General features: G+C 59.5%; 5 protein-coding genes. 2 read left to right on the forward strand and 3 right to left on the reverse strand.

The annotated features are described in order from the left end of the window. Window positions 1–312 precede the first annotated feature (312 nt). Window positions 313–693 (forward strand): DUF3127 domain-containing protein, encoded by a 381-nt coding sequence (locus tag ABX749_RS17325; RefSeq protein ID WP_095739865.1) that lies wholly within the window; start codon window positions 313–315, stop codon window positions 691–693. 76 nt (window positions 694–769) lie between these two features. On the opposite strand, the gene ABX749_RS17330 is transcribed toward ABX749_RS17325, so the two are convergent. The 3 genes from ABX749_RS17330 to ABX749_RS17340 all read right to left on the reverse strand — a co-directional run bounded on the left by ABX749_RS17330 (window position 770) and on the right by ABX749_RS17340 (window position 5016). After that, window positions 770–1117 (reverse strand): P-II family nitrogen regulator, encoded by a 348-nt coding sequence (locus tag ABX749_RS17330; RefSeq protein WP_145220552.1) that lies wholly within the window; start codon window positions 1115–1117, stop codon window positions 770–772. Between the two features lie 791 nt (window positions 1118–1908). Beyond that, window positions 1909–3288, reverse strand: a complete 1380-nt coding sequence (locus ABX749_RS17335) for a porin (RefSeq protein WP_372897071.1) — start codon at window positions 3286–3288, stop codon at window positions 1909–1911. A gap of 393 nt (window positions 3289–3681) precedes the next feature. Continuing rightward, window positions 3682–5016: a porin gene (locus ABX749_RS17340; RefSeq protein ID WP_372897072.1), complete on the reverse strand. Its 1335-nt coding sequence runs from the start codon at window positions 5014–5016 to the stop codon at window positions 3682–3684. 740 nt (window positions 5017–5756) lie between these two features. Between ABX749_RS17340 and ABX749_RS17345 the strand changes: the two genes are divergently transcribed. Beyond that, window positions 5757–6386, forward strand: a 630-nt coding sequence (locus ABX749_RS17345) for an AAA family ATPase (protein WP_372897073.1), incomplete at its 3' end; no start/stop codon positions are given.

A 6386-nucleotide genomic window follows, 5' to 3' on the forward strand; every position in this document is an offset into this window, starting at 1 on the left:
GACCGCAGACGCCGGGGGGTGCCAGGGTTTCAGGTTTCGGGTTTCAGGTTTCGGGTTTCAGGTTTCAGGTTTCGGGTTTCAGGTTTCGGGTTTCAGGTTTCGGGTTTCAGATTTTTTCGGTCGGATATGCTTGATTTTCCTGTCATCCATTTTCTTGTCGACTCCTCCCGGATCCCCAGCGTCGCTCTGCGGCCCGCCATTTTTCTGCCATCTCTCCACCGCCGACCCTGCTCCCCCTCTCACTCTCCAGCCGGACAGGCTACAATTCGCGACCCCGAAAAACACTAATTCCGAGCGATTTTGAGAGAAGCGATGAGCGACCCATCCGTAACCGGCGTTGTCCATTTGATCGAGGAAACCAAGACGTACGGCAGCAAGGGTTTTCGCAAGCGATTGGTGGTGTTGGAGCAGGACAAAGGCAGCTTCACCAATTTTGTGCCGGTCGAATTCACCCGCGATTCCTGTGACTCGGTCGACGAGATGAACGAAGGCGACGAGGTCGAGATCACCTATCGGCTCAACGGCCGACGCTGGCAAAAGGACGCCAACAGCGAAGTCAAGTTCTTCGTCAACGTCGAAGCGACGTCCTTCAAAATCACCGGCAACGCCAACCCGGCCGACGCGATGAGCGAGCGGGTGACTGACCCCAACGCGGCGTTTGACGAGGCCAGTGAAGAAGACGCCCCGTTCTGATCGGCGTGCGGTGGAAGTGGGGTAGGCTTCCAGCCTGTCAAAGAGGCTGATCGAGAGGCTGGCAGCCGGTTCGGCGTTAGATCGCTTCGCTGCCGGTCTCGCCGGTGCGGATGCGGATGCAGTCGTCCATCGGCAGGACGAAGATTTTCCCGTCCCCGATTTCGCCGGCGTCACCGCTGCGTCCTCCCGACAGGATCGCTTCGATCGTCGGTTTGACGAACTCTTCGTTGACCGCGATCTGCAATTGCACCTTGCGGAGCAGGTTGACGCTGAATTCGGTGCCGCGGTAATTGCCGGTTTGTCCTTTCTGGCGGCCAAAACCTTGGCAATCGAGCACGGTCAAGCGGTGCACGTCGACTTGCGTCAAGGCTTCTTTGACCGCATCGAGCTTGGTCGGTTGGATGATGGCGATGATCAATTTCACAGGTGCTGCGTCCTTTGATGGTTTCCGTCAACGCATCCACCAACAAGTGATCGCGTCTGGCGAAGGGCGACTATAACCGAACGGCGGCGACCAGAAAAAGCCCCAGGCAACAACGCTGCAACGCAGCGTCCCAGGAAAAGCCCGGGCTCGGAGGAGCGAGGCGGACACTCCTCCGAGCCGGGCAGCTTCCGGTCCGGGACGGGACCGAGAGTTCACAAGTCGCAACCATCACCGAGAGAGCGGCGTGGCCGACAGCGTTGTTCGGATGCCCTGCCACCAGCCGAGACAAGTCTCGACTGGCGTCAGGGCAGCGGTAGGTAGAACCACGTGTGTTGGTAATCGCTGGCCATGTTGTTGACCGCTGGCTGTGGTGTGGATCACAGCGGTGCAGCTGATCGCTGGCCAGGACGTTTGCCAGAGAGAGCATCCACTGGGCCAAAGACGCGATCGGTAGTCGAGAATGGGTCTCAAGTGACTGTCCCCAAACGACTTAAAAAAAATCGTGGGTTCGCGGCGAGTCGCGGTCGGTCGATTCGAAGGGCCTGATCTCGTTTTGCTGCCCAGTTGATAGGCAGGTCGATGCTAACGGATCGGGCACCGGTCAGGCCGATACTGCTAGGTGAAGCGTCGTTTGCTAAGGTGAGGGCCCGTAGGCTCGTGCCAAACGGCAGGTCTTCGTTTGAGGCCGCTTTGAGGCAGCGCAGGAATGAAAAAAGACCGCGTCCACCGTTTGGCGGACGCGGCCTCTTGCGGGAATCGCGTTTGCGATTTCGTTTCGGACGCCTTGTTGCTTAGAACAAGAAGATCGTGTCGATTCCGAAGGTCGTTTGCTCTTCGCCTTCGTCCAGGCCGGCGACTTGATCGTCGTCCCAGTCGAAGCGGATTTCGGGACGCACGACCACGTTGGCATGCGGCTTGTAGTTGACACCCATCGTCAGAGCGTAGATGTCGGTCTCGGTGCCGTAGTTGCTGAACACGCCTTCCTGGTTGTACCACTCGAAGCGTGCCCCGGCGGCCAAGCAATCGGTGAGCGTGTAGATCAGGTACTGGTTGATGCCGAAGGTGTTCCGAACGCCCATGTTGTTTTGGTTTTCGGTGTCCAGATAATCGCTTTGGAAGATGTACTGGACATTGTCGGTCAGCGCGACATCGGCAACGATCGAGTGCATGTAGCCCTTCTCGGTGTTGCCGCCCTTGTCGGCGAACCGACCACCGATGGCGGCGTAGATCAGGCTGATGTCTTCGTTGAGGGCCAACGAAACACCGCCCAGGAACGAGTCGCCGTTGTCCTCGAAGCCGCTGTCCCAACCGAGCGTGTAACCGCCGTAGACTTCGACATCGTCGCTGACGGCCAAGGTCGCCAGAGCACCGGTGTGGGTGAACGGCTCGCTGTTGTACATCGTGTACGCGTGGCTGTAAAAGAAGTTGTCCGGGGCGGTCACGACTTCCCATCCGATGATGGTGTAGAAGTGTCCGACTTTGACCGACAGGTCTCCGTATCCGGCTTCCAAGTACAGCTGTGGCATCGCGTGGCCGTAGCCATTTGCTCCGCCGTTGTCCCAATCGTTGTCCCAGTGGTTGTTGTTGATTCCGAACGCTTGGGTGTCCTGGGCATCGGTACCGTAGACGTAGTCGATGCGACCACCGATATCGAATCCGCAGGATGTGTCGATCGCTTTTTCCGCCCACAACCAAGCTTGGTGAAGCTGGTATTCATCGGGGCGGTTGTTGAACAGCGGCGTGGCGTCGGTGTGGTATCCCATTTGGACCCAACCGCCGGCGGAAAGGTTGCCGCACTGGCCGAACAGGGCGAAGGGCTCGCCCAGATCGCACTGGCCTAATCTGTCGAACAGTCCGGCGCCGAATCCGCCGCCGCATCCACAACCGGCATCGCAACCACCGTCGCAGCCGGAGTCACAGTACTCGATCGTGTCTGCACCGCAATCGGGTTCGCAGACTCCGGTATCACAGGCTCCGGCATCACAGTCACAGGGCGTTTCGCAACCGCAACCGACGTCATCGGTGCATCCGACCTGTGCGATCTGCCCGCTGGCCCCTGGGGCGGCTTGGTACAGAGCGTGGTAGTTTCCATCGGCAGACGGTCCACCAGCCAAGGCGTTGCCGCCGAAGCACAACAACGCGAGCGTGCTGAATAACAATTTACGTTTCATGGGTCTCCCTCGTCGTCCCGTCAAAGGACGTTCCTTTCTTGGTATTGCGTAGCGTGTGATCGGTAGACACATCGAACCGCAGCCTTATGCAGGCTGAAGTTCGACGTGTCCGGCGGTATCTGAAGGACGGATACGCCCGCCTTGCGAGGGCGCCGATCGAGAACCGCTTGACCATCTTCCAAGAGATGTATCGGGAGAAAATTGCCGAGAAATCGACTCTTCTGGCTTTTCGCATTCTGCCAGGATTGCCGATCTTGACACCGGGTGTTAATTCGTACCGGTCAGGTGGCGTTTGCCGCGGCGGGTCCACAAAAAAAGCCGGCGGCCGCTCGAGGGGTTCGAGCGGCCGCCGGCCGGTGCAGTGGACCGAAGCGGTCTTCGATTCGATACGTCTTAGAACAAGAAGATCGTGTCGATGCCGAAGGTCGTTTGGTCGTCGCCGCTTTCCAAGCCGGCGACTTGATCGTCATCCCAATCCCAGCGGATTTCCGGACGCACGATGACGTTGGCGTGCGGCTTGTAGTTCACACCCAGGGTCAAGGCGTAGATGTCCGAATCGTTACCGGGAGCAGCGAAGATGCCTTCGTTGTTGTAGTACTCGAAACGTCCACCGGCCGCCCAGCAATCGCTGAGGGTGTAAATCAGGTACTGGTTGATGCCGAAGGTTTCGCGGACGGTCGCACCGGCCGAGGTTTCGGTATCCAGGTAATCCGACTGGAAGATGTACTGCAGGTTGTCACTCAAGGTCACATCGGCGACGATCGAGTGCATGTAACCTTGCTCGGGGGTTCCCAGGGGAGCCGCACCGATGCGACCGAAGGTGGTCGCGTAGGTCAGGGTGAGATCGTCGCTCATTGCGACCGACAATCCGCCCAAGAAGCTGTCACCGTTGTCGTCGAAGCCGCTGTCCCAGCCCAAGGTGTATCCACCGTAGGCGGTGACGTTGTCGTTCACGTTGTAGGTTGCCAAAACACCGGTGTGGGTGAAGGGCTCGCTATAGTTCATCGTGTACGCATGGCTGTAGAAGAAGTTGTCCGGGGCGGTCACGACTTCCCATCCGATGATGGTGTAGAAGTGTCCCATTTTGACGGACAAATCGCCGTAGCCGGCTTCGAAGTACAGTTGGGGCAGGGCGTGACCGTAGCCGTTCGCACCGCCGTTGTCCCAATCGTTATCCCAGCCGCGGTTTCCCGTGCCGAACGCTTGGGTGTTCTGTGCATCGATCCCGTAAACGTAGTCGATTCGGCCACCGATATCGAAGCCACAGGACGTATCGATCGCCTTTTCAGCGTACAACCAGGCTTGGTGCAGGTTGTATTCATCGGGGCGGTCATTGAAGATGGGCAGAGCGCGGTCGTGGTAGCCCATTTGGACCCAACCGCCTGCACTCCAGCCACAATGCTCACCGAAGAGTGACCATTGTTCGCCCAAGCAGCAGTCGCCGAGAAGACTGCCGAGGCCGCCTCCCAAACCGCATCCACACGCCGAGTCGCATCCGCCGTCGCATCCGGCGTCGCAGCATCCTGCGTCGCCACAGCCGCTATCACATGCGTCACCGCACGGATCGCAGCCAACTACTGTTTCGCATCCACAGACCGGCTCGCCGCAATCGCAAGCGGCCGCGCAGTGCGAGACCAGTTCAATTGAGTCATTTCCGCTCGCGGTCATGCTGCTCGTGTAGGACGCGCAGGCAATCGCAGCCAGCATGGCAATCTTGCTAAGCTTCATCGCTTTAAATTCTCCCGAATTCCATTTTCTGGGTTCTAAAAAAGGGCAGGGCAACAACGAATTACGCCCGCGACCAAAGATACGCGGGCCGCTGAGACCCTAATTGGTCGGGTCAAGGCATGTCTGACTGCTTGCCATCCCGTGTTCGTCTCCGATCAGCAGAGCCGACCGTGGTCAAAACGGGAGTCGAGTGTCGGACGCTACGATTTGACCGTCTGACGCGTCGCCTCTGTCGTCACCTGCGTTATCGGGATGGTTTGTTCATGATTTGGGGTCGAATTGGAATGTTTTGCGTCGGTCCCCCCAGCAGCGGTCCACGTGGTCCAACTGTGCCGCACAGCGCTATCAGAGAAACTTTGCCGACTGGGAAGAGGCTCCCTGATCCGCGGGTCATCCGACGGTAAACTGTCGGCTAACGGAATCCAAACCACCGGGCGGTACCGCAATGGCGACCTTTCCGGCACACTTTGCCTTTCCCCACCCACTCGATAGTCCGACCGAGAACAAGACCGATGGTTTTTTGGCGTTCGAAGAAAAAATCAGACGATTCACCCCCCGCCCAGCCGTCCGGTCCGGCCCAGCAGGAACCCTCCACCGCAGCCGATCACGGGCAAGCCGCAGCTACCCCCAAAGCCTCGCCACCGGCAGCCTCTCCACCGGCAGCCTCAGCACCGGCAGCCTCAGCACCGGCAGCCTCAGCACCGGCAGCGGCAGCACCGGCAGCCGAGTCGTCGGCGGGCTTGTTCGGGCGATTTCGCAACGGGCTGGAAAAAACACGGCGGGCACTCAACACCGACATCCGCGACCTGTTCAAAGACGAGGGGCGGCTGGTCGATGACGAATTCCTGGGCGAACTGTTCGCCAAACTGATCCGCACCGACATGGGCGCCGGCCCCGCCGAAGAACTCCGTGACGACGTCGCCAAACGCTACCGCGGCCGCAAAGTCGGGCTGGACGAGGTCCTCGAATCGATCACCGCCCAAACCCAGGCGATGCTCCAACAGGACGCCGCCCCGCTGAATCTGCCCGGAAAACCCAGCGTGATCCTGGTCGTCGGCGTCAATGGCAGCGGCAAAACCACCTCGATCGGAAAACTCTCCCACCACCTGACGTCCCAGGGCAAGAAGATCGTCTTGGGCGCCGGGGACACGTTCCGCGCCGCCGCGGTCGAACAGTTGACAATCTGGTCCGAGCGGATCGGCTGCGACATCGTGACGGGAAAACAGGGCGCCGACCCGGCCAGCGTGGCGTTTCAAACGGTCGACAAGGCGATCGAAATCGGTGCCGATGTCGCCATCATCGATACCGCCGGACGATTGCAGACACAGTCCAACCTGATGCAGGAGCTGGACAAGATCCGCCGCGTCGTC

It is taken from the genome of Stieleria sp. (genome assembly GCF_041595215.1).
Taxonomy (GTDB): domain Bacteria; phylum Planctomycetota; class Planctomycetia; order Pirellulales; family Pirellulaceae; genus Stieleria; species Stieleria magnilauensis.

Bases quoted from the DNA above. Each gene is read 5' to 3' on its own strand.
- ABX749_RS17335 (WP_372897071.1), bottom strand. From the start codon at position 3,288: ATGAAACGTAAATTGTTATTCAGCACGCTCGCGTTGTTGTGCTTCGGC.
- ABX749_RS17325 (WP_095739865.1), top strand. From the start codon at position 313: ATGAGCGACCCATCCGTAACCGGCGTTGTCCATTTGATCGAGGAAACC.
- ABX749_RS17340 (WP_372897072.1), bottom strand. From the start codon at position 5,016: ATGAAGCTTAGCAAGATTGCCATGCTGGCTGCGATTGCCTGCGCGTCC.